This is a genomic window from Klebsiella sp. MISC125 (assembly GCF_051131775.1).
Taxonomy (GTDB): Bacteria; Pseudomonadota; Gammaproteobacteria; order Enterobacterales; family Enterobacteriaceae; genus Klebsiella.
Genome location: NZ_CP180448.1, coordinates 920,742 through 940,426 on the forward strand (window position 1 = coordinate 920,742; position 19,685 = coordinate 940,426).

The following is a 19,685-nucleotide window of genomic DNA, read 5'->3' on the forward strand; positions in this document are numbered from 1 at the left end:
CTAGAGATTTATTCAGCAGCGGCTTCGAATTTGGCCAGCAGAGCGGCCTGTTTAGGATCTTTTTTGAAGTCATCAAACAGCGGCTGTACAGCGGCGCGGAACGGAGCTTTATCGACTTTAACGATTTCGCCACCCATGGCTTTGGCCTGGGCGCGGGTGTCGGCGTCGATCTTCTCCCACAGCTTCTGCTGATAAACTTCGGACGCTTTAGCGGCCTTGATCAGGATTTGCTGCTGTTCCGGCGTGAGCTTGTCCCAGGTTTTGCTGGAGATAACGAGGAAGTCCGGGATTGAAGCATGTTCATCTTCAGAGAAAACCTTAGCGATTTCGATATGACGGGTCTGTACCCAGGAAGGGACGTTATTCTCCGCGCCGTCCACGACGCCCTGCTGCATGGCGGTATAAACTTCGCCAAAGGAAATCGGCGTTGGCGAACCACCCATTAATTCAATCATTTTAAGCGTGGTCGGGCTGGCCTGGACGCGGATCTTCAGCCCTTTTAAATCTTCCGGCTTAGTGATGGGTTTCTTGGCATAAAAGCTGCGGGTACCGGCAACATAAGCAGAAAGCGCAAAGAATCCTTTATCTTTAGTGGATTCCATTATTTCTTTGCCCACTTCACCAAAGACGACTTTATTGAAATGATTCTGATCGTTAAATAAGAACGGCAAATTATATATTGCGTAGACGTTATCGAATGACTCCAAATCGCTGGCGGAGCCCTTAGTCATATCGAGGGCGCCGTTTTGCAATAACTCCATGGTTTCACGCGCGCTGCCCATCTGGCTGCTGGGGTAAATACGAATCTTCATATTACCGCCGGAAAGTTGGTTAACCTCTTTCGACATCTCCTCAAATGCCTGGTGAACAACGTGGCTACGTTCGAGGTTATGTGCCAGTTTTAACGTAACTTTTTCAGCTGCGCTAGCGCCTGAAGAGAGCAGGGCAAGCAGTGATACACACACCAGAGAACGAGAAAAAGAGAATTTTTTCATGAGTCGGCTCCATGCACTTGGGTTAATTGGTCAATATCTAGAGAGTGATTCTGTATTTCTGTATGACATATTATCCTGGTTGTCCGACATCTTTAAGCCGTCTGACTCACATTTTTTCTCAATGACATAATGAAATGAGGGATTTTGTGCGCTGGGTTATGTTTATTTTTAATAAATGAAGATGAGTTTATTTTTATTTTGAATGTGGTCAATGGATTGCTCGGAAATAACCTTGCAAACATTTCGGTAAAAGCGAGCTATGAATTATCCCGTTATCTTTTAATAACGGGATATGAATTGAGATGCTTATTCGCTAAGGAATAACTCGAGAAGGGAATTTAAAAACAGCTTACCGTGCTCGGTAATTTGCCAGTCATGCTCATCTTCCGTCAGATAACCCTGGGCAATCGCCGCCTCGATTTGCGGGCGGATCGAGCGCTCCTCAAGGCCTGTGTAGCGGCTGAATTCATCACGTGGCGCCGCTTCCAGCAGGCGGAAACGGTTCATAAAGAACTCGAACGGTTTATCGGCGGTTTCCACATCATGCTGACGTTCGAGGTAGCGGCCTTCCATATAGCCGCGCGGATGGCGGGTTTTCGCCGTTCGCAGAATGCGCCCATCCGGGAACGTCACTTTGCCGTGCGCACCGCAGCCAACGCCAAGGTAGTCACCAAAGCGCCAGTAGTTCAGGTTGTGCTGACACTGATAGCCAGGTTTAGCGTAGGCGGAGGTTTCATATTGCTGATAGCCCGCAGCGCTAAGTAAACGGTGCCCCTGCTCGTAAATATCCCACAGCGCGTCATCATCCGGCAGCACCGGAGGACGTGAACCGAATAGGGTGTTAGGTTCGATGGTCAACTGATACCACGAGAGATGCGGCGGGTTGAGCGCAATCGCCTGACGTAGATCGTCCAGCGCCTCTTCCAGAGATTGATCCGGCAGGCCGTGCATTAAATCGAGATTAAAACTGCGCAGCCCCAGTCCGCTTGCCAGGTTCGCCGCGCGCTTCGCCTCTTGTGGGCCATGAATGCGTCCAAGGCGCTGGAGCTTCTGTTCGCTAAAGCTCTGCACGCCGATGGAGATGCGGTTGATACCCGCACGCTGATACTCGACGAAACGATCCGCTTCCACGGTGCCAGGGTTGGCTTCCATGGTAATCTCTGCATCTGCCGCCAGCGGCAGACACTTGCGCACGCCATCGAGCAGAGTTTGCATCGCCGGGCCTGAAAGCAGACTCGGCGTACCGCCACCGATGAAAATAGTCACAATCTCACGTCCCTGTGCATAGGGGGCGTCGGCCCGCAAATCGTTCAGCAGATGTTGAACGTAGTCGTCGTGCGGTACCTCCCCCTTCAGCGCATGCGAGTTAAAATCGCAGTACGGGCATTTTTGCACGCACCATGGAATGTGAATATAGAGGCTCAGGGGTGGCAAATTAGCCATTACGTAAGGCTTCCAGTAACAGTTTCAGCGCGCGTCCACGGTGGGAGATAGCACTTTTTTCTTCGCGAGTCAGCTCTGCTGCTGTTTTTCCCTCTGTCGGAACAAAGAAAATCGGGTCGTAGCCAAAACCGCCGTTACCTGCGGATTCGCGGGCGATCAGGCCTGGCCAACTGCCGTGGCAGACCAACGGTGTCGGATCTTCTGCATGGCGCAGATAAACCAGTACGCAGTGGAATTGTGCCTGACGTTTATCGTCTGGAACGTCCTTCAGGGTTTCGAGCAGCTTTTCCAGATTGCGCTGGTCGGTAGCGCCTTCGCCGGAATAGCGGGCGGAATAGATACCCGGTGCGCCGACTAACGCATCGACTGCCAGGCCGGAGTCATCGGCAATGGCCGGTAACCCGGTGACCTGCGCGGCATGGCGCGCTTTTAGAATGGCGTTTTCAATAAACGTCAGACCGGTTTCCTCGGCTGAATCCACACCCAGTTCGGTTTGAGCGACAATATCGAGGCCGAAATCAGCCAGCAGCGAGGCCAGCTCGCGCACTTTACCTGGGTTGCCGGTGGCGAGAACAACTTTTTGCATTATGAGTCCTGTTTATTCTGTCAGCGCAGCGACCCCGGTCGGGATCTGCTGCGGATGAATGATTTTTACCTGCTTGTGGCGGCCCAGTTCACCTTTTTCAATAAGGACCTGGCTTTTCGCTACGCGGAACTGTTTGGCGAGGAATTTAACCAGATGGGCGTTGGCCTGACCATCAACGGGCGGGGCGGTAATGGCGACTTTAAGTTCGTCGCCATGTAAACCAACGATGCTGTCGCGGCTGGCCTTGGGCTGAATATACAGCCGCAAGACTAACCCGTCAGCGCAGGCTTCGACGGCACTCATAGCGCCATCCACAGCCCCGGAAGCAGAACGTTGCCTGTTGCCTGTAAGAGCTCGGCAATGCCCATATTGATAACGTACAACAGCAGCACCAGCACCATCGGCGAGAAATCAATCCCGCCCATTGATGGCAGCATTTTGCGAATCGGACGCAGCAGCGGGTCAGCCAGCTGCATCAGGACGTATTCTACCGGGCTACGGCCCTGGCTAACCCAGCTCATAATCGCCATCAACAGCAGAACCCAGAAAATCAATGAGCCCATGGTTTTGATGAGGATCAGGAACGCGGAGATCCAGATAATTGGCTGGAAAGTGACGACCATAAACAGGACGATGGCTTTCACAACGCAAAGAATAAAGGCGACCAGCAGGGAGGCGCTATCGAGCGGCCCCATTGCCGGGATAATGCGGCGTAGCGGCCCAACGACAGGCTGCGTCGCTTTCACGACGAACTGCGAAAACGGGTTATAAAAGTCGCAGCGCGCACACTGCATCCAGACGCGTAATAACACGACCATTGTGTAGAGCTCAATGACCGTTGAGAGCAGGAAAGTCAACGTCTTCATGGCGTTCCTCAGATTCCTTATTTTTTGCTGTAGTCGCGCGCGCCGAAAATTGCGGTTCCGATGCGCACCATAGTGCTTCCCGCCGCGATGGCGGCTTCCATATCATCCGACATTCCCAGCGACAACGTATCGACCGTAGGATAGCGTGTTTTTAATCGCGCAAATGCTACCGCCATTTGTTGGGCGACGGCAAACTGCCTTACATATTCTGACTCTGGCGCGGGAATCGCCATCAAGCCGCGTAGCTGTAGGTTAGGCAGCTCGGCGATGTCTGCCGCCAGCGCGTCCAGGGCTTCAAGCGGAATACCTGATTTGCTGTGCTCATCGCTGATATTGATTTGAATCAGTACGTTGAGCGGTGGCAAATGGGCTGGTCGTTGCTCGCTAAGGCGGGCGGCGATTTTGAGCCGATCGACGGTATGGCACCAGTCAAAATGCTCGGCCACCAGGCGGCTTTTGTTGGACTGCAGTGGACCAATAAAGTGCCACTGTAGACCGGTTGCGCCCACTTCCTGAAAGTGGCGAATTTTTTCCACCCCTTCCTGAACGTAGTTTTCGCCAAAAGCCACCTGGCCTGCAGCCACCGCTTCTTCGATAGCGCTCGCAGGTTTCGTTTTACTCACTGCAAGCAACGTAACTTCTTCTGGAGCACGGCCGCAGCGTGCGGCAGCGGCTGAGATTTTGTCCCGGACCTGTGCCAGGTTATGCGCAATATCGTTCATATTCCGAGGATGAGTTATGGAGCTGGAAGAAATAGTGGCCCTTAGTGTAAAGCATAATGTCTCCGATCTACACCTGTGCAATGCGTCAGCGCCGCGCTGGCGTCGCCAGGGAAAGCTGGAACCTGCGCCTTTTACCTCGCCGGATATCGGTAAAATTCTCAATGACTGGCTCAACGAAGAGCAGTTAGCGCAGTGGCAGGCCTGCGGGCAGGTTGATTTTGCCCTTGCGCCGGCAGGCGGGCCGCGCCTTCGTGCCAGCGCGTTTGCCCATACTCGTGGCCTGTCGCTGGCATTACGCCTGCTGGCAGAAACTTGTCCTTTACTGGAGGAACTGGGTGCTCCTGCCGCCTTACCGGAACTGCTCAATGAAGAGAGTGGGCTTATTCTGGTCACGGGGGCGACCGGAAGCGGCAAATCAACCACCCTGGCGGCGATGGTTGGTTATCTTAACCAGCGTCTCGATGGTCATATTCTGACGCTGGAAGACCCGGTTGAGTTTATCCATCACAGCGAGCGTTGCCTGATTCAACAGCGGGAAGTTGGCCGCCACTGTCCCTCCTTTGCATCGGCATTGCGCGTCGCGCTGCGTCAGGACCCTGACGTCATTTTGTTAGGGGAACTGCGTGATAGTGAAACGATCCGCCTTGCATTAACCGCGGCGGAGACCGGACATCTGGTGATGGCGACGTTGCATACGCGTGGCGCGGCGCAGGCGGTCGAGAGGCTGGTAGATGTTTTTCCGGCGCAGGAGAAAGAGCAGGTCCGCAGTCAGCTGGCAGGGAGTTTGTGCGCTGTGCTGGCACAAAAATTGTTTCCGGATACTGCTGGTGGAAGAGTTGCGCTATACGAGCTTTTAGTTAATACCCCAGCGGTGGCGAATTTGATCCGAGAGGGAAAAACGCATCAGCTGCCCGGCGTGATGCAAACCGGGCAGCAATCGGGCATGCAAACATTTACGCAAAGCTTTCAGCAACGTACGGCGGCGGGTCGTTTATAGCTGTATTTTTTATATTCAGACATCTTACCAATGGCTTGTTATGACAATGTTTTATTAATGTTCGGTATCATAATTTTATATTACAGATAAGTACGTGAAATTAAGACGAATAATGTACGCTATGAAAAACGAATTGACATAAACTTCCCATAACCAGGAAAAAAGTTTGATAATCTTTTGACTCTCTTAAGGCATTCGATTTATGCTGTTTGCAGGGATAGGAAAATTCCCATGGAATATTGTTTCAATGTGTAAATATGGTTTGGACTTATAAATACACTCGCGATCGTATTCTTTTTAATTCATTTAACCGCTATGAAGGCGGGTATCAACTAAGGAGAGTTTTAAGTGATTAATTTTTCTGAGGATTTCATTCGTTCTCGCCAGGTTACTTTTATTACTCACCCATCGATTCAAAGCAAAGCATTTGCAACGTATCTGGCTGATACGTTATCTGTTTCTGTCATTTTGCAAAATATTAATAAGCCCCTTGTACAACGTCTTTTGAAAGATTCTGTAATATTATTTGATATTGCTGTTTCAAATAAAAAGTTGAACAGCGTATGGCGTGACATTATTCGCTTACAAGCAGACAATCCTCGTCTGCTGATTATCAATAGCGCACAAAAGTATGAACTCTACGAAATGGCACAGTGGCCTGCGCTTTATGGTGTCTTTCGCCATGACGATGATGAATCGCGCTTAATTGAGGGCGTTAAAGCCGTATTGAACGGTGAACAGACGGCTGAATTGAGCGTGATGCACCCGGCGATGTATGCTGCGGATCATGCATCGGCACCTGCGGAAAGTTCTCCGTTGACTGAACGCGAATGTGAAATTCTTAATGAACTGCGCTGTGGTGCGACCAATATGGATATAGCTCGCGCGCTATTTATCAGCGAAAATACGGTCCGCACTCACCTGTATAACGTGTTTCGTAAGCTGAGCGTGAAGAATCGTACCCAGGCGGTAAGCTGGGCGAACGAACATCTGCGTCACTAACGGGTTGAGTCAGGGAAGTGGCGCCAGCTACAGGCTATGGCGCCATTTGTCAGGCTTAGAAGCCTTGTTCGAAATAGCTTTCCAGAATAATAACCGCTGAAGCGGAATCGATGCTGCCTTTATTTAGCGCGCGAAATCCGCCGTGTTCAAATAATCCGGCTCTGGCTTCAACGGTGCTTAGACGTTCGTCATGCAACGTTATTTGCACCCCAAAGCGGCCATGTATTTTATTGGCGAAGTTGCGTGCACGTGCGGTAAGAGGCTGTTCAGTACCGTCCATATTAAGCGGCAGACCGACAATAACGGCCTCAGGTTGCCACTCTTTCAGTAATTTTTCGATAATGTTCCAGTCCGGCTTGCCGTCCTGTGCTTTAAGTGCGGGAAGAGGGCGAGCAGTCCCGGTGATGCGCTGCCCGACTGCGACGCCAATACTTTTGGTGCCAAAATCAAAACCCAGTAAGGTTCCGCTCATTATGCATGTCCCGCTTCGGCTGGCATTGTCACGATATCGATACCAATAAGCTTCGCTGCATCGCGCCAGCGGTCAGCTATCGGCGTTTTAAACAAAATATTCTGATCGGCCGGAGCGGTTAACCAGGCGTTATCCAGTATCTCTTGTTCCAGTTGGCCTTTCTCCCAGGAAGCATATCCCAGCGCGACCAGCACATTACCTGGCTGCTTGTCCGTACCCAGTGTTTCCAGCACGTCGCGGGAGGTGGTTATCACCGTATTATCAGAGATACGGATGCTGGATGAGAAATCGGACGGTGGTGAATGCAGGATAAAGCCCCGGTCTTCAGCCAGAGGCCCACCGAGCATAACCGGTTTATCCAGGCGGATATCAGGGTTACGCGGATCGGGCGCGATTTTTAACTTCTCCAGGATCCCTTCAACCAGCAGATTTTCCATCGGTTTATTGATAATAATGCCCATGGCACCGTCATCGTTATACTCGCAGATATAGACTACGGAGCGACGGAAAATCGGGTCCTGGAGAGCAGGCATGGCAATTAGAAAGTGATGCTGTAAATTCATTGTCAGAGGTTCTGTTCCTGGTTCAAAAAAGCAGCACCCAGTATGCGGGTAACGTGCAAGGCTGTCGATTCAACTTTATCTTTCAGGTTACAGGGGCGTTGAATCAACTTGAGTGGTCTTTCAGGCTACAGGCGCGGGCCCGTAGCCTGAAGCAGCGCTTATTTATTGATGCGCTTCTCGATGGCGTCCATCAGCATGCCGGTAATGGAAATCGGGAATGCGGCTTCGATTTCACGTACGCAGGTCGGGCTGGTGACGTTAATTTCCGTCAGGCGATCGCCAATGATATCTAGACCCACAAAAATTAACCCTTTAGCTTTTAGCGTTGGGCCGACGCGGCGGGCGATAGCCCAGTCGCTTTCAGTCAGCGGGCGCGCTTCACCGCGACCACCTGCTGCAAGGTTACCACGAGTTTCGCCACCCTGCGGTATACGGGCCAGGCAGTAAGGAACGGGTTCGCCATCAACCACCAGCACGCGCTTATCGCCATCTTTAATGGCTGGCAGATAGTTCTGCGCCATGCAGTAACGGCTGCCGAGTTCGGTTAATGTCTCGGTGATCACGCCAAGGTTAGGGTCGCCTTCTTTAACGCGGAAAATCGATGCGCCACCCATGCCGTCCAGCGGCTTGAGGATGATATCGCCATGTTTTTCCCAGAAGGCTTTTAACTGAGCTTTATTACGGGTGACCAGCGTTTCCGGGGTTAATTCGGAGAACCAGGCGGTAAATAGCTTTTCGTTACAGTCGCGCAGGCTTTGCGGCTTGTTGACGATAAGCGTTCCTTTTTCTTCAGCACGCTCAAGAATATAGGTCGCGTAGATAAACTCAGTATCGAACGGCGGATCCTTACGCATCAGAATTACGTCGAGATCCGCGAGCGGCAGATCCTGCTCGCTGTTGAATTCATACCATTTATCGTAGTTTTGCTCGACGCTCAGCGTGCGCGTACGGGCGCGGGCTTCACCGTTGATTAAGTACAGATCGTTCATCTCCATATAATGGAGTTCATAGCCGCGACGCTGCGCTTCCAGCAACATGGCGAAGCTGGTGTCTTTCTTGATGTTGATGGTTGCGATGGGGTCCATCACGATGCCGAGCTTAATCATTATTCTTCTCCGTTAACGCCTCAACCTAAGTCGCCAAAACGCACCTGCAGGGCGGTGATGGCAGTGAGCGCAGTTGTCTCTGTACGCAGAACGCGCGGTCCCAACAGGATATCAGTAAACTGGTAGCGAGCGGTCATCGCTATTTCTTCCGCCGACAGGCCGCCTTCCGGGCCAATCAGCAGGCGAACACGCTCGACCGGCAACGGCAGCGTGTTAATGCTGGCGCTGGCCCGGGGATGCAGATTGAGCTTCAGGCCCTCGTCCTGTTCCGCGCACCAGGCTTCAAGCTGCATTGCCGGGCGGATCTCCGGCACCACGTTGCGACCGCTCTGCTCGCAGGCGGCAATGGCGATTTTTTGCCACTGCTGGATCTTCTTCTGCAAACGTTCGGCATCCAGTTTAACGCCACAGCGCTCGGAAAACAGTGGCGTTATGAGGCTTACACCAAGTTCGATCGATTTCTGGATGGTGAATTCCATTTTTTCGCCACGGGACATTACCTGACCCAAATGGATATGCAGTGGGGATTCGCGGTCATCGATTTTGCTGCTCTGCACTTCAACCAGAACATTTTTCTTACCGGCCTCGACAATTACCGCTTCGAAGACCTGATTGCTACCGTCAAAAAGCTCGATTGCCTGACCTTTACCCATGCGTAAAACGCGGCCGACATGGTTGGCCGCGTCGTCGGAGAGGGCAATCTGGGTGCCCGTGGTGATGGATTCCGGGTGATGGATGCGAGGAGTGCGCATGCTTGATATTCCGTTCTGTGTGCAGATATCCTCTTCCCTCGTAAAGAAGAGAAGAGTGACGCTGCAAATTAACAATTGCCGCTAGTGTAGGTTAGCTCTTTTGCGCCTGGCAAGCCTGCAGGACGTAAGGATTATGGTTACCCTGGACTTTCGCAATGCGCTCGTCGCGCTGACACTCCCAGGTCGTCACCGGATACTGCTTGTCCCAGGCGGTAAATAGCTGAGTTTGCTGGCGGGAAAGATTTAGTTGATAGCGGTCGCGCATATAGAAGTAGGTGCGGGCGATAGAACCGCGGGCACGAGCCGGTGGCTCGGCGACTTTGTCTTTGAAATCGACCTTTATGTCGCACTGACCATATTGGCCTTCGCCGCCGTTCCACTGGCTGTACATAAAGTTGGCGCGATCGCCATTGACCTCACCGACCGCTGGCTGCAGGTTATGCATGTCGCTTTCCATCTTGCGATATTCCGGGTCTTTGGCACAGTTTTTCCGTCCGCCATCCTGCCAGCATTGACGCTGGTGGCCGAACTGCCAGGCCGGAACCACATGCTCCCACTCAACCCGGCTGGCGCGGTTTTCATTTTTACGCACTTTATAGCCACAAGATTCCAGGTCGATAACGCCTTTTTTCCCCTGCCAGTTGATTTTACAACCGCAGTAAAAATCGCCTGGGACATCGGCGTTGACTTTCACGCCTGCAGCCTTGGCTTGAGAAAAACTGTTGATTCCTTCGGCCGCAAGCGGGCCACACGCCGTCACGCTGAGAAACGCGACAGTAAAAATATGAATGCGGGACATCGTGAACTCCGTGTCAAAACGAGCCCGCAACGTAACGAATGCGATTGCCGGATGCAATCAGCCAGATCAGAAAACTTCCAATTATTTCCGGAGATTACTTTTCCGCTACCAGAACGTCGCCGCAGCGAACGCAGCGATAAGTGGCTTCCCCGCGCACCACGCGATTGTGACGGCGGACGGTTAACTGGTGCTGCTGACACTGGCAGCGGTAGGAGAAGGTGTTTTTGCGCACCGAGTCGAGTTCAAAACGATGGGTGCGCAGGGCCGGAACGCCGAGTACGTTTTCCATCATCCATTTCCACTCTCTGCCGTGCGGTGCGACGCGACCAAAGTGCTTCCACACCAGCAGATGAGCCAGCTCATGCGGTACGACCTCGTCGATAAATGCTTGTTGGTTTTCCAGCAGCAGCACCGGGTTGAGGCGGATTTCGTTTTTTTCCAGCCAGGCGGTGCCGGCGGAAGTGCCACGTTGCTGATAGACCAGTATCGGTTCAGGGTAATGTTGTCCCAGTTTGGCGTTAGCTTTGGCCAGATTCTCGCGCAGGCTGCGCATGACGGCCTGTTGAAGGGCAATGGGAATTCGGGGTGTTTTCATAGCGCCAGAGGATAGTGCGGCAGAGAGGGGAGAGCAAGAAGAAGCTTCCTCCCGGGCGGGAGGAAGCCTGTCGGGTTAATCGCGAGCGCCGATTTCGCGCAGTTTACGACCTTTCATCAGGTTACGTTCGATGTGTTCCAGCGAGACGTTTTTCGTTTCCGGAATTAACCACAGCGTCAGGAAGATGAACAACACGTTCAGACCGCCATAGACCCAGAAGGTGTTGGCGCTGCCCAGCGAGTTCAGCATGGTCAGGAAGGTGGCGCCGACGATCATGTTGGCAATCCAGTTGGTTGCTGTTGAGCAGGTGATACCAAAATCACGTCCTTTCAGCGGCTGGATTTCTGAACACAGTACCCAAATCAGCGGACCGGCGCTCATCGCAAAGCCGACGATAAACATCAGCAGCATCAGCACGGCAAAGTACTGCGCGGTGGCTGAATGGATGCCAATATGCATCATGCTGCCCAGTACGCCCATGCCGACGGCCATCACGATAAAGCCAAGGATCAGCGTCGGTTTACGACCCCAGCGGTCAACCAGGCCGATAGCAATAAAGGTTGCCAGAACGTTAGTCAGACCGACGATGACTGTCCCCCACATTTGTTCAGTGGTATTGGCATAGCCTGCCAGTTCAAAAATCTTCGGTGCGTAGTACATGATGACGTTCATGCCGGTGAACTGCTGCATCACCTGCAGTAGAACGCCAAGGAACACCGCGCGACGGAAGTTGCTGTTTTCTTTAAATAGCGACCAGCCGGACTGTTTTACCTTCAGGCTTTCGCGGATTTCATCCAGCTCGCGTTTTGCTTCTGCGCTGGTATCGCGCAGGCGCAGCAGAACGCGTTCTGCATCAACAAAGCGGCGCTTAGCGGCAAACCAGCGCGGGCTGTCCGGCAGGAAGATAACGCCAATCAACAACAGGATCGCCGGGATGATAATAACGCCGAGCATCCAGCGCCACGCGCCGCTATAGCTAAACGCCGTATCGGAAAGATAAGCGCCGAGAATACCAATGGTGATCATCAGCTGATACATCGAAATCATGCTGCCGCGAATTTTTTCCGGGGCGATTTCCGACAAATAAAGCGGGGCAGTATAGGAGGCGACGCCTACGGCCAGACCGAGCAGCACGCGGGAAATCAGCAGCACTTCAACGTTCGGAGCAGCAGCAGAGCACAGCGAACCGGCAACGAACAGGATGGCGCCAATCATCAGGCTTTTTTTGCGTCCGAGTTTGAAAGAGAGCCAGCCGCTGCCCACTGCGCCAACGGCGGCGCCGAACATCATGGAGCTCACCACCCATTCCTGGGTATGAGCGCTTATCTGAAACTCGTTGGCAATAAAGGGTAAGGCACCCGCAATAACACCGATATCAAGGCCGAACAGCAGGCCAGCCAGTGCGGCGAGGAAGCAGACAAAGAACGTCATCGTCTTGTTCGAGCGCCCATGTTTTTTGTTGTCAGGCATAACGCCCTCCAGTTGAGTTATTGATTCTATCGATGGTTAGGGTAGGGAAGTACGTAGTAAAAAAATGTGATGTCAATCACGACTGTGTAATCGGTTACACTAAAGTAAAGAAACGTAATTGAATTAAAATTATTTAAATCAACATATTAATTGATTCTAGCTTAAGAAATTAAAAGCACTAATCAGAGAAAACTGAAATATTGTGTAACACTGTGATGTTTTAGTGCATTAAGAGCGTGAGTTAATTAATGATTTGCTCTGTGCCTAATGTAATCGCTTTCATTTTTTGCGATAGGGGTCGATACGTGTCTGCGGGAAATCGCTAACGGGGAGTATTAGAAACGAAAAGGCCAGCGCGAGGCTGGCCTTAAAAGCAGAAGGGCATGGTTTACTTGAGGCCAGCGGCTTCGCGCAGTTGAGCGGCTTTGTCGGTTTTTTCCCAAGGGAAATGTTCGCGGCCAAAGTGTCCGTATGCTGCGGTTTCTTTGTAGATCGGGTGCAGCAGATCCAGCATCTGAATCAGTCCGTACGGACGGAGATCGAAGAACTCGCGAACCAGCAGAGTCAGTTGTTCAGAAGCGATTTTCTCAGTGCCGAAGGTTTCAACCATGATGGAAGTCGGTTCTGCAACGCCGATAGCGTAGGAAACCTGAATTTCGCAACGGTCAGCCAGACCAGCCGCCACGATGTTTTTCGCAACATAGCGTGCAGCGTAGGCTGCAGAACGGTCCACTTTTGATGGATCTTTACCGGAGAATGCGCCGCCGCCGTGACGAGCCATGCCGCCGTAGGTATCAACGATGATTTTACGCCCGGTCAGGCCACAGTCGCCCATCGGGCCGCCGATGACAAAACGACCTGTTGGGTTGATAAAGAATTTTGTTGCGCTGCTCAGCCATTCGGTCGGCAGGACCGGCTTGATGATCTCTTCCATCACCGCTTCTTGCAGTGATTTCTGGTCAATATTTTCCGCATGCTGAGTCGACAGAACCACGGCATCGATGCCGACGATTTTGCCGTCGTCATACTGGAAGGTGACCTGGCTTTTCGCATCCGGGCGCAGCCACGGCAGGGTGCCATTTTTACGCACTTCGGCCTGACGCTGCACCAGGCGGTGAGCATAGGTGATCGGCGCTGGCATCAGCACGTCAGTTTCGTTAGTCGCGTAGCCAAACATCAGGCCCTGGTCGCCCGCGCCTTGTTCCAGCGGATCGGCACGGTCAACACCCTGGTTGATGTCCGGAGACTGTTTGCCGATAGCGCTCAGTACCGCGCAGGAGTTGGCATCAAAGCCCATATCGGAATGCACGTAGCCAATTTCACGGACCGTGTTACGGGTGATCTCTTCGATATCAACCCATGCGCTGGTGGTGATTTCACCGCCAACCAGAACCATGCCGGTCTTGACGTAGGTTTCACATGCTACGCGTGCTTTCGGATCCTGCTCGAGGATCGCGTCCAGTACGGCGTCGGAGATTTGGTCAGCAATTTTGTCTGGATGCCCTTCTGATACGGACTCGGACGTAAAGAGGTGTTTTGCCATGTTTTATTTCACCTGTGGACGATTCGGGTAGCTCATACTGTTGTGTAGAGAGGCTTTGACGGATGACCCTACCAAAGCTTGCAGGTAGTGACACGAGCAGTCTGAGTGTTAATCAGTATAGATGGATTAACTTCTGGATGGCTATTTTAGGGCAGTTGTTGACCCCATTTCCAGCCTTTTTTGATATTCGTCGCATTTATGGGAAAACAGTGGTGGCAATTTTTCCTGACAAACCCCGGCAACGCACATATTTTTATTTTGCTTTTTACCCCGCTTCTCGGTATAAAACGCCGCGCGCGGCTCATTAAAAAGCGCACGAGCACTCTTCTCGTGACGCCACTTCCAGCCGGGTTAAGCAGTCTGTGTTTACAGAGTCCCGCAGCAGCGTTTGCGCTGGCTGTTCGGAATGTCTAGCTTTGGCTTGTCGCTGGCCCATGTCGGGGCAGTGTGGAGGTGATCCTTAATAATGAACCCACGTTTTTTGCCTGATTCGTCGCGTCGTTCCGTCGCGCGTCACTATCCCGCAAGCTGCATCTCTCTCATGCAAACCAGCCGATGCTCTACCCATCTCGGCGCTTCTCAGGATTCCAGGGCCGGTAGGCGATTGGAAAACTGAACAAGGGCGCTCTTGCTATCGCAAGGGTTTTCTCGTGGTTTCTCCGAACTGTCATACTCCGTTCGGGTACGTGTTTTACGATGATATGAATAAGAAACCGGTCGCGCAGTCGCGAGACCAGCACTATCTGCTGGGATTTAGGACTGTTCATGGGTTGTTATCGCTTCTTCGGATTGCGATAGTAGTCAACTGTTTTACACTTGTTACTAAATTTGAGGTTCGCTATGTCTGACGACATGTCTTTGTTTTCGCCTTCGTCAGCAGGCGAACACGGTGTACTACGTTCCATGCAGGAGGTTGCGATGAGCTCCCAGGAAGCCAGCAAGATGCTACGTACTTATAATATTGCCTGGTGGGGTAATAACTACTACGACGTTAACGAACTGGGCCATATTAGCGTCTGCCCGGATCCCGACGTCCCGGAAGCGCGCGTTGACCTCGCCGAGCTGGTGAAAGCGCGTGAAGCACAGGGCCAGCGCCTGCCTGCGCTGTTCTGCTTTCCGCAGATTCTGCAGCACCGCCTGCGTTCGATTAATGCCGCATTTAAACGCGCGCGTGAATCCTATGGCTATAACGGTGACTACTTCCTGGTTTATCCGATCAAGGTTAACCAGCATCGCCGGGTTATTGAGTCGCTGATCCACTCCGGTGAACCACTGGGTCTGGAAGCGGGCTCAAAAGCGGAACTGATGGCGGTCCTGGCGCACGCGGGCATGACCCGTAGCGTGATTGTGTGTAACGGTTATAAAGACCGTGAATATATCCGCCTGGCGCTGGTGGGTGAAAAGATGGGTCACAAGGTCTATCTGGTCATCGAAAAAATGTCGGAAATCGCTATCGTGCTGGAAGAAGCCGAGCGTCTGAACGTGGTGCCGCGCCTTGGCGTGCGTGCGCGTCTGGCATCGCAGGGTTCCGGTAAATGGCAGTCATCCGGCGGCGAAAAATCGAAATTTGGCCTTGCGGCAACGCAGGTTCTGCAACTGGTTGAGATCCTGCGTACGGCAGGGCATCTGGACAGCCTGCAACTGTTGCACTTCCATCTCGGTTCGCAGATGGCCAATATTCGTGATATTGCCACCGGCGTGCGTGAGTCGTCGCGCTTCTACGTTGAGCTGCATAAGCTGGGTGTCAACATTCAGTGCTTCGACGTTGGCGGCGGTCTGGGCGTGGACTATGAAGGTACCCGTTCGCAGTCCGATTGTTCGGTGAACTACGGCCTGAACGAGTATGCCAACAACATAATCTGGGCGATTGGCGATGCCTGTGAAGAGAACGGCCTGCCGCATCCGACGGTGATTACCGAGTCGGGTCGTGCGGTGACTGCGCATCATACCGTGCTGGTCTCTAACATTATCGGCGTTGAGCGTAACGAATACACCGAAGCGACTCCGCCTGCACAAGACGCTGCGCGTCCACTGCAAAGTATGTGGGAAACCTGGCTGGAAATGCACGAGACCGGCAACCGCCGCTCGCTGCGCGAATGGCTGCATGATAGCCAGATGGACCTGCATGATATCCACATTGGCTACTCCTCCGGCACCTTTAATCTTCAGGAGCGCGCCTGGGCCGAGCAGCTGTATCTGAATATGTGTCATGAAGTGCAGAAGCAGCTCGACCCGAGCAACCGTGCGCATCGTCCGATTATTGACGAGCTGCAGGAGCGGATGGCGGATAAAATCTACGTCAACTTCTCACTGTTCCAGTCGATGCCGGATGCCTGGGGTATCGATCAGCTGTTCCCGGTGATGCCGCTGGAAGGGCTGAATATGGTGCCGGAACGCCGTGCGGTGCTGCTTGATATCACCTGTGACTCCGATGGTGCAATTGACCATTATGTCGATGGTGATGGTATCGCAACCACGATGCCAATGCCGGAGTACGATCCGGATAACCCACCGATGCTGGGTTTCTTTATGGTCGGTGCCTATCAGGAAATTCTCGGCAATATGCACAACCTGTTCGGTGATACGGAAGCCGTCGACGTGTTTGTGTTCCCTGACGGTAGCGTGGAAGTTGAGCTGTCCGATGAAGGGGATACTGTGGCGGACATGCTGCAATACGTGCAGCTAGACCCGAGCACGTTGCTGACTCAGTTCCGCGATCAGGTGAAAAACTCAGGCCTCGACGAAGCGCTGCAGCAGCAGTTCCTTGAAGAGTTCGAAGCGGGATTATATGGATATACTTATCTCGAAGATGAGTAATTAAGAGTATTCCGCTTGATGACCGATTTATTGTTATAAATCGGTCATCTCATTCTGAAAAGAATCTTAATCGTTAATTATCCTCTTTTTTTATTTTTAAATATCCCTACTATTGCTGGGTAATTTATTCATGACAGCAAAGGATGTGGATATGAAGGGATTTAAAATTAAGAGTTTACTGGTCAGCATGTTTTTGCTTTTAGGCGGGTGCGCTGGACAGATGCAGTCCAACCAATCCATGCATTCCGAAGTGGGCACCACGTGGGGGGGAGACGTAAATTCAACGGTGACGGGCGTCTCAGCTGAGCGGGCAGAGCGTGAGCCCAGTGAAATCATTCTGATAAATTACTCTGCTAAATACCAGCCGGGGTACGATCGTGTTTATAGCATTCGTATCAGTAATCTTGAATATGCTGTTCGTGATGCAAATTTTAATTCTATTCCAATCACTCGTCGTTATGACTCCTACACTGGGCAGTGGCAATATATTATCCCGGCGACCGTGGGGATGAACTATCAGCTGTACGTGCGTAATTTCAGTCGTGATACGAATTATGAGATTGTCGCGACGGTTGATGGCCTGGATGTGCTGAGCGGTAAACCTGGCTCTCTGAATAATAGCGGTTATATTGTTAATGCTGGTGATTCACTGGCGATTAAAGGGTTCAGAAAAGATAAGCATACTGAGGCAGCGTTCCAGTTCTCCGATGCCTCTGATTCCTATGCGGCTAACTCCGCGCAGGGTGATGTGCGTAATACCGGGGTTATTGGTTTTGCGGCATTTGCGCTACAGAGTAAATCAACCTCGGCGCTGCCCCCGTGCTCGGCTCAGGCTTTCCCGGCAGACAGCAACGGTTATGCACCACCGCCGTGCCGTAAATAAACGCTTTGCTTGAAGCTGGGTAGTTTTAAGGCGATAATTACGCCCAATACATGATATGCAAATCAAACCCTTTCTCGTCGGGCCTAACGACGCGGAAGGGTTTTTTTATATCTTTTTCAAATTACCAAGACGGCAAAAAAGAGGTCATACCCATGAGCACCTTAGGTCATCAATACGATAACTCCCTGGTATCCAACGCATTTGGTTTTCTGCGTCTGCCGCTGAACTTCCAGCCGTACGACAGCGATGCTGACTGGGTGATTACCGGCGTCCCGTTTGATATGGCGACTTCCGGGCGCGCGGGCGGCCGTCACGGTCCGGCGGCGATCCGTCAGGTGTCGACTAACCTCGCGTGGGAGCACAACCGCTTCCCGTGGAACTTTGATATGCGTGAGCGTCTCAACGTGGTTGACTGTGGCGATCTGGTTTATGCCTTCGGCGATGCGCGTGAGATGAGCGAAAAGCTGCAGGCCCACGCGGAAAGATTGCTGGCTGCGGGTAAACGCATGCTCTCCTTCGGCGGTGACCATTTCGTGACGCTGCCGCTGCTGCGCGCGCACGCTAAGCACTTCGGCAAAATGGCGCTGGTGCACTTCGATGCTCACACCGATACCTATGCAAACGGCTGCGAATTCGACCACGGCACCATGTTTTATACTGCGCCGAACGAAGGTCTGATCGACCCGAATCATGCGGTGCAGATCGGCATTCGTACCGAGTTTGATAAAGATAACGGCTTCACGGTGCTGGATGCGGGTCAGGTTAATGATCGGACCGCTGACGATGTGATTGCCCAGGTTAAGCAGATCGTCGGCGATATGCCGGTCTATCTGACCTTTGATATCGACTGCCTGGATCCGGCATTCGCACCGGGTACCGGTACGCCAGTGATCGGTGGCCTGACTTCAGATCGCGCGATCAAACTGGTGCGCGGCCTGAAGGACCTGAATATTGTCGGCATGGACGTGGTGGAAGTGGCTCCGGCTTACGATCAGTCCGAAATCACTGCGCTGGCGGCGGCGACTCTGGCGCTGGAGATGCTGTATATCCAGGCGGCGAAGAAAGGCGAATAATCACAGGAATCGCCCGGCGGCGCTGCGCTTGCACGGGCCTACAGATAATCGCGGATCTTGTAGGCTGGGTAAGGCGTTAGCCGCCACCCGGCATGAATCCGGGCGCAATGTCTAAAACGGGTTTGTCATCACCAGGTATGCCGGATAGCGCTAATGCTATCCGGCTTGCATGATGAGCTTTGCCAAAAATATCTGATATGGCTTGCTGATGGGGCGGCGGTTACTTAATGCCGTCCGCAGCCATTCGATCGCGAATATGCTGAGCACGCGCTTCTGATGCCGGGTGATCGTCAAACATTGAGCTTTGGCGACCGGCTTCCAGCTTGGCTAATTTTTCGAAGCTGGTGGCCAGGCCCGCTGGGTTAATCCCGCGTTTACGCAGCAGATCGTAAGAGTAGTCGTCTGCTTCAGATTCCTGGCGCTGGGAGAATTGTGAATTCACCAGTTTTTCACCCAGATCGCCCAGTTGCGACTGCGAGAGACTGCCGACAATGCCGCCAGCTGAGGCCGCCGCTGCGCGCACCGCGTTGGTACCCAGCGCGACCTGCATCCCTTTCTTCACATGACCGAGCGCCACGTGACCCATTTCATGGCCGATGACTGCTTCAACTTCATTATCATTCATCAAATCCATTAGCCCGCTATAGACGCGAATACAGCCGTTGGCCATGGCAAATGCGTTGACGTCTTTGGTTTGGTATACCTTGTAGTTCACCGGCTGGCCGTTGATGTTGTCGCCCAGCGCGGCGGCGATTTTGCTGAGGCGCTTACTGTATTCGCTGCTGGCAGGCGCGATGGTGGCTTTGGCGTCCATCTCCTGGCAGGCCTTGTCGCTTAAGGTTTTAACCTGCTCGTCGCTGAGGGAGTAAGCCTGCCAGGCTTCTGCGCCAGAGCCGAGCAGGGCGTTAGAGTCCATGTTCTGGCATCCGGTAAGCGTTGCTGCGATCCCAAGGGCAAGAATAGCTGAACGAATTTTCATTTTTATCTTCCACAATCTTATG

At 52.6% G+C, this 19,685-nt stretch carries 22 protein-coding genes; 7 read left to right on the top strand and 15 right to left on the bottom strand.

Annotated features, from left to right (window positions below; genetic code table 11):
• Positions 1 to 8: 8 nt before the first annotated feature.
• The 6 genes from ACMYSL_RS04415 to ACMYSL_RS04440 form a co-directional block, all read right to left on the bottom strand.
• Positions 9 to 995, bottom strand: coding sequence for a TRAP transporter substrate-binding protein (locus tag ACMYSL_RS04415; RefSeq protein ID WP_181484881.1), 987 nt, complete (start codon positions 993 to 995; stop codon positions 9 to 11).
• A 306-nt stretch (positions 996 to 1,301) separates the two neighbouring features.
• The gene (gene hemW / locus ACMYSL_RS04420) at positions 1,302 to 2,438 is read right to left on the bottom strand and encodes a radical SAM family heme chaperone HemW (protein ID WP_434661524.1); all 1,137 of its coding nucleotides are present in this window, start codon (positions 2,436 to 2,438) and stop codon (positions 1,302 to 1,304) included.
• Positions 2,431 to 3,024 (bottom strand): XTP/dITP diphosphatase, encoded by a 594-nt coding sequence (locus ACMYSL_RS04425; RefSeq protein ID WP_434661526.1) that lies wholly within the window; start codon positions 3,022 to 3,024, stop codon positions 2,431 to 2,433. The genes hemW and ACMYSL_RS04425 overlap by 8 nt, the downstream gene beginning before the upstream one ends.
• Before the next feature lie 12 nt (positions 3,025 to 3,036).
• Positions 3,037 to 3,327 carry a DUF167 family protein YggU gene (yggU, locus tag ACMYSL_RS04430; protein ID WP_110273080.1) on the bottom strand — a complete coding sequence of 97 codons (291 nt, stop codon included), beginning with the start codon at positions 3,325 to 3,327 and terminating at the stop codon, positions 3,037 to 3,039.
• Positions 3,324 to 3,890 carry a YggT family protein gene (locus tag ACMYSL_RS04435; protein WP_434661528.1) on the bottom strand — a complete coding sequence of 189 codons (567 nt, stop codon included), beginning with the start codon at positions 3,888 to 3,890 and terminating at the stop codon, positions 3,324 to 3,326. Before ACMYSL_RS04435 ends, yggU begins: the two co-directional genes overlap by 4 nt.
• A 17-nt stretch (positions 3,891 to 3,907) precedes the next feature.
• On the bottom strand, positions 3,908 to 4,612 hold the full coding sequence (locus tag ACMYSL_RS04440; protein ID WP_182234917.1) for a YggS family pyridoxal phosphate-dependent enzyme: 705 nt from the start codon (positions 4,610 to 4,612) through the stop codon (positions 3,908 to 3,910).
• A gap of 16 nt (positions 4,613 to 4,628) precedes the next feature.
• Between ACMYSL_RS04440 and ACMYSL_RS04445 the strand changes: the two genes are divergently transcribed.
• Together ACMYSL_RS04445 and ACMYSL_RS04450 are read left to right on the top strand one after the other, a co-directional pair.
• Entirely contained in the window at positions 4,629 to 5,609 is a 981-nt protein-coding gene (locus ACMYSL_RS04445) for a type IV pilus twitching motility protein PilT (RefSeq protein WP_434661531.1), read from the top strand.
• Between the two features lie 348 nt (positions 5,610 to 5,957).
• On the top strand, positions 5,958 to 6,611 hold the full coding sequence (locus ACMYSL_RS04450) for a LuxR C-terminal-related transcriptional regulator (RefSeq protein ID WP_181484887.1): 654 nt from the start codon (positions 5,958 to 5,960) through the stop codon (positions 6,609 to 6,611).
• Between the two features lie 55 nt (positions 6,612 to 6,666).
• On the opposite strand, the gene ruvX is transcribed toward ACMYSL_RS04450, so the two are convergent.
• From ruvX to metK, 8 genes are all read right to left on the bottom strand, one after another.
• Complete coding sequence (gene ruvX, locus ACMYSL_RS04455; RefSeq protein WP_112217182.1) at positions 6,667 to 7,083, bottom strand: Holliday junction resolvase RuvX; 417 nt, start codon at positions 7,081 to 7,083, stop codon at positions 6,667 to 6,669.
• On the bottom strand, positions 7,083 to 7,646 hold the full coding sequence (locus ACMYSL_RS04460; RefSeq protein WP_112217183.1) for a YqgE/AlgH family protein: 564 nt from the start codon (positions 7,644 to 7,646) through the stop codon (positions 7,083 to 7,085). The genes ruvX and ACMYSL_RS04460 overlap by 1 nt, the downstream gene beginning before the upstream one ends.
• Positions 7,647 to 7,804: 158 nt before the next feature.
• Positions 7,805 to 8,752 (bottom strand): glutathione synthase, encoded by a 948-nt coding sequence (gshB, locus tag ACMYSL_RS04465; RefSeq protein ID WP_434661534.1) that lies wholly within the window; start codon positions 8,750 to 8,752, stop codon positions 7,805 to 7,807.
• A gap of 20 nt (positions 8,753 to 8,772) precedes the next feature.
• The gene (gene rsmE / locus ACMYSL_RS04470) at positions 8,773 to 9,504 is read right to left on the bottom strand and encodes a 16S rRNA (uracil(1498)-N(3))-methyltransferase (protein WP_434661536.1); all 732 of its coding nucleotides are present in this window, start codon (positions 9,502 to 9,504) and stop codon (positions 8,773 to 8,775) included.
• A 91-nt stretch (positions 9,505 to 9,595) separates the two neighbouring features.
• Entirely contained in the window at positions 9,596 to 10,303 is a 708-nt protein-coding gene (gene endA / locus ACMYSL_RS04475; RefSeq protein WP_434661538.1) for a deoxyribonuclease I, read from the bottom strand.
• Positions 10,304 to 10,397: 94 nt separating this feature from the next.
• Positions 10,398 to 10,898: a SprT family zinc-dependent metalloprotease gene (locus ACMYSL_RS04480; protein WP_434661540.1), complete on the bottom strand. Its 501-nt coding sequence runs from the start codon at positions 10,896 to 10,898 to the stop codon at positions 10,398 to 10,400.
• A gap of 75 nt (positions 10,899 to 10,973) precedes the next feature.
• Positions 10,974 to 12,368 (bottom strand): sugar porter family MFS transporter, encoded by a 1,395-nt coding sequence (locus tag ACMYSL_RS04485; protein ID WP_434661542.1) that lies wholly within the window; start codon positions 12,366 to 12,368, stop codon positions 10,974 to 10,976.
• 388 nt (positions 12,369 to 12,756) lie between these two features.
• The gene (gene metK / locus ACMYSL_RS04490) at positions 12,757 to 13,911 is read right to left on the bottom strand and encodes a methionine adenosyltransferase (RefSeq protein WP_110273091.1); all 1,155 of its coding nucleotides are present in this window, start codon (positions 13,909 to 13,911) and stop codon (positions 12,757 to 12,759) included.
• A gap of 466 nt (positions 13,912 to 14,377) precedes the next feature.
• Between metK and ACMYSL_RS04495 the strand changes: the two genes are divergently transcribed.
• The 5 genes from ACMYSL_RS04495 (at position 14,378) to speB (ending at position 18,684) form a co-directional block, all read left to right on the top strand.
• The gene (locus ACMYSL_RS04495; RefSeq protein ID WP_434661544.1) at positions 14,378 to 14,527 is read left to right on the top strand and encodes a hypothetical protein; all 150 of its coding nucleotides are present in this window, start codon (positions 14,378 to 14,380) and stop codon (positions 14,525 to 14,527) included.
• An 85-nt stretch (positions 14,528 to 14,612) separates the two neighbouring features.
• The gene (yqgB, locus tag ACMYSL_RS04500; protein WP_130624344.1) at positions 14,613 to 14,759 is read left to right on the top strand and encodes an acid stress response protein YqgB; all 147 of its coding nucleotides are present in this window, start codon (positions 14,613 to 14,615) and stop codon (positions 14,757 to 14,759) included.
• Complete coding sequence (speA, locus tag ACMYSL_RS04505) at positions 14,752 to 16,728, top strand: biosynthetic arginine decarboxylase (RefSeq protein WP_181484896.1); 1,977 nt, start codon at positions 14,752 to 14,754, stop codon at positions 16,726 to 16,728. Before yqgB ends, speA begins: the two co-directional genes overlap by 8 nt.
• A gap of 151 nt (positions 16,729 to 16,879) precedes the next feature.
• The gene (locus ACMYSL_RS04510) at positions 16,880 to 17,611 is read left to right on the top strand and encodes a hypothetical protein (protein WP_434661547.1); all 732 of its coding nucleotides are present in this window, start codon (positions 16,880 to 16,882) and stop codon (positions 17,609 to 17,611) included.
• A gap of 152 nt (positions 17,612 to 17,763) precedes the next feature.
• A complete protein-coding gene (speB, locus tag ACMYSL_RS04515) occupies positions 17,764 to 18,684 on the top strand; it encodes an agmatinase (protein WP_434661548.1) in 921 nt (306 codons plus the stop codon).
• 220 nt (positions 18,685 to 18,904) lie between these two features.
• Here the strand turns inward: speB and ACMYSL_RS04520 are convergent, their stop codons facing one another.
• Positions 18,905 to 19,663, bottom strand: coding sequence for a M48 family metallopeptidase (locus ACMYSL_RS04520; protein ID WP_181484898.1), 759 nt, complete (start codon positions 19,661 to 19,663; stop codon positions 18,905 to 18,907).
• Between the last annotated feature and the right edge of the window lie 22 nt (positions 19,664 to 19,685).

What these genes read in the sequence shown, in the direction of transcription:
- ACMYSL_RS04415 (WP_181484881.1), bottom strand. Translation starts at nt 995, where the DNA reads ATGAAAAAATTCTCTTTTTCTCGTTCTCTGGTGTGTGTATCACTGCTT.
- hemW (WP_434661524.1), bottom strand. Translation starts at nt 2,438, where the DNA reads ATGGCTAATTTGCCACCCCTGAGCCTCTATATTCACATTCCATGGTGC.
- ACMYSL_RS04425 (WP_434661526.1), bottom strand. Translation starts at nt 3,024, where the DNA reads ATGCAAAAAGTTGTTCTCGCCACCGGCAACCCAGGTAAAGTGCGCGAG.
- yggU (WP_110273080.1), bottom strand. Translation starts at nt 3,327, where the DNA reads ATGAGTGCCGTCGAAGCCTGCGCTGACGGGTTAGTCTTGCGGCTGTAT.
- ACMYSL_RS04435 (WP_434661528.1), bottom strand. Translation starts at nt 3,890, where the DNA reads ATGAAGACGTTGACTTTCCTGCTCTCAACGGTCATTGAGCTCTACACA.
- ACMYSL_RS04440 (WP_182234917.1), bottom strand. Translation starts at nt 4,612, where the DNA reads ATGAACGATATTGCGCATAACCTGGCACAGGTCCGGGACAAAATCTCA.
- ACMYSL_RS04445 (WP_434661531.1), top strand. Translation starts at nt 4,629, where the DNA reads ATGGAGCTGGAAGAAATAGTGGCCCTTAGTGTAAAGCATAATGTCTCC.
- ruvX (WP_112217182.1), bottom strand. Translation starts at nt 7,083, where the DNA reads ATGAGCGGAACCTTACTGGGTTTTGATTTTGGCACCAAAAGTATTGGC.
- ACMYSL_RS04460 (WP_112217183.1), bottom strand. Translation starts at nt 7,646, where the DNA reads ATGAATTTACAGCATCACTTTCTAATTGCCATGCCTGCTCTCCAGGAC.
- gshB (WP_434661534.1), bottom strand. Translation starts at nt 8,752, where the DNA reads ATGATTAAGCTCGGCATCGTGATGGACCCCATCGCAACCATCAACATC.
- rsmE (WP_434661536.1), bottom strand. Translation starts at nt 9,504, where the DNA reads ATGCGCACTCCTCGCATCCATCACCCGGAATCCATCACCACGGGCACC.
- endA (WP_434661538.1), bottom strand. Translation starts at nt 10,303, where the DNA reads ATGTCCCGCATTCATATTTTTACTGTCGCGTTTCTCAGCGTGACGGCG.
- ACMYSL_RS04480 (WP_434661540.1), bottom strand. Translation starts at nt 10,898, where the DNA reads ATGAAAACACCCCGAATTCCCATTGCCCTTCAACAGGCCGTCATGCGC.
- ACMYSL_RS04485 (WP_434661542.1), bottom strand. Translation starts at nt 12,368, where the DNA reads ATGCCTGACAACAAAAAACATGGGCGCTCGAACAAGACGATGACGTTC.
- metK (WP_110273091.1), bottom strand. Translation starts at nt 13,911, where the DNA reads ATGGCAAAACACCTCTTTACGTCCGAGTCCGTATCAGAAGGGCATCCA.
- ACMYSL_RS04495 (WP_434661544.1), top strand. Translation starts at nt 14,378, where the DNA reads ATGAACCCACGTTTTTTGCCTGATTCGTCGCGTCGTTCCGTCGCGCGT.
- yqgB (WP_130624344.1), top strand. Translation starts at nt 14,613, where the DNA reads ATGAATAAGAAACCGGTCGCGCAGTCGCGAGACCAGCACTATCTGCTG.
- speA (WP_181484896.1), top strand. Translation starts at nt 14,752, where the DNA reads ATGTCTGACGACATGTCTTTGTTTTCGCCTTCGTCAGCAGGCGAACAC.
- ACMYSL_RS04510 (WP_434661547.1), top strand. Translation starts at nt 16,880, where the DNA reads ATGAAGGGATTTAAAATTAAGAGTTTACTGGTCAGCATGTTTTTGCTT.
- speB (WP_434661548.1), top strand. Translation starts at nt 17,764, where the DNA reads ATGAGCACCTTAGGTCATCAATACGATAACTCCCTGGTATCCAACGCA.
- ACMYSL_RS04520 (WP_181484898.1), bottom strand. Translation starts at nt 19,663, where the DNA reads ATGAAAATTCGTTCAGCTATTCTTGCCCTTGGGATCGCAGCAACGCTT.